The organism is Enterobacter cloacae complex sp. 2022EL-00788 (genome assembly GCF_026627565.1).
Lineage (GTDB): Bacteria > Pseudomonadota > Gammaproteobacteria > Enterobacterales > Enterobacteriaceae > Enterobacter > Enterobacter pasteurii.
Map to the genome: position 1 here is coordinate 1 of NZ_JAPNMC010000031.1, position 1566 is coordinate 1566.

Below are 1566 nucleotides of genomic sequence, written 5' to 3' on the forward strand. Positions count from 1 at the left end.
ACTTTATCAACGGCGATCCGGACCGGCCGATTATCACCGGGCGCGTGTACAACGACGCGAGCATGCCGCCGTGGGCGCTGCCGGCAGCGGCGACGCAGATGGGCTTTATGAGCCGCTCGAAGGATGGCTCGGTCGATAACGCCAACGCCCTGCGCTTTGAGGACAAGGCGGGCGCGGAGCAGGTGTGGATCCAGGCCGAGCGCAACCTGGATATCAACGTTAAGAATGATGAGTCCCATGCGACTGAAAAAAATCGAACCCAGTATGTGGGCGAAGATGAAACCTTACGGGTGGCAAAAAATCAGAAAGCAGGTGTGAAAGGTGAGGTGGTTTGCCTGACGGGTAGCAGCCGCAGCGATAAAGTTGTTAATAACTACATTCTCTCAGCGGGTAATACCCTGAGGCTGGAGTGTGGTGAAAGCGCTATCGAATTAACAAAAGACGGCAGCGTGAATATCATCGGCAATAACTTCAACTTTACTGCAAAACAGAATGCGCAAATAAATACGCTTTCCGGGCAGCTGCATTTAAATCCTGCTGAAGGAACCAATGCCATCGATGCACCAGGGGCATCCCACCAGTCAGCGATCCAGCAGGAAGTGGATGGCTTTTTTGTGTTCAATGCTAATAAATAATTATATTCAGCCTGCCACATAACCGGCTTTCCCGTCACCATAGGCGACGGGAAAGCCAGGCATTGAGGGGCAAAAGAGGCACCCTGAAATGAACTGGTTATTCTTTTTTTCCTTTTTGATCCTCACGCTTGCACTTATCTGGAATGACAATAACCTTTTTAATAAGAAACAATGGATCAGCATGGGTCTGATGCTGGGGCTTGTCCTGCTTTCTACAGCCGGCATTGGTTTTCTTTTAAAATGGCTGGCGCTGACATTTTCAATATTTCCGGTCGCGGTGGCTAAACACTACTCCATCATCTTATCAATGTCTCTCCTGTGCGTCTGGGGTATGAAATTTACCGTCGTTTTGCTATGCACAATATTTTCTGGTGTTATGGCGGGGCATAAAAAATACAACGCTCCGAATTATGAAAAGATCTCCCGGGTCACATACACCGTAGCGTCGCCCCTGTTTATCTTCGCCAGGCTCCTTCTTTCGTTGGGGTGTGTCCTTATGTTTTCAGGTTTGTGGCTTAAGTAAGCGTTGTAATTGACGCTGCATTGCGGCTGCTGAAACTAAGACGTTGCATTTACGGAATAAAGATTATGCTCAACCGAATTACCGTTCAGCTCCCCGTCGAGGGGCTGCTCTTCTGGAAACTCTCCGGCCGCGAGGCGATGTCCGAGTCGTTCGCCCTGACGCTGACCCTGCTCGGCACGGACGCGCGCATCGACCGCAGCAAATTGCTGGGTCAGCCGGTCACGGTGACTATCCCGACCCAGAACCTGCTTACCCCGCGCTTCATCAACGGCAAAGTCACGCGCGTGGCGGTGAGCGCCGTTGAGCTGACGGGCACCCGCTACGCGGTCTACCAGCTGACGGTGGAGCCGGACCTGTGGCCGATGAAGCGAGACCGCAACCTGCGCATCTTCCAGGGGCAGACGGTGC

The 1566-nt window shown here is 52.4% G+C and carries 3 protein-coding genes; all 3 read left to right on the forward strand.

Annotation, left to right across the window (positions count from 1 at the left end; genetic code table 11):
* Window positions 1-635: bacteriophage T4 gp5 trimerisation domain-containing protein (locus OWK27_RS24220; RefSeq protein ID WP_420713039.1), on the forward strand; the 635-nt coding region annotated here is incomplete at its 5' end.
* 88 nt (window positions 636-723) lie between these two features.
* Window positions 724-1158, forward strand: a complete 435-nt coding sequence (locus tag OWK27_RS24225) for a hypothetical protein (protein WP_242172430.1) — start codon at window positions 724-726, stop codon at window positions 1156-1158.
* 65 nt (window positions 1159-1223) lie between these two features.
* Window positions 1224-1566 (forward strand): phage late control D family protein (locus tag OWK27_RS24230; RefSeq protein ID WP_267591366.1); only part of this gene is annotated, 343 nt, incomplete at its 3' end.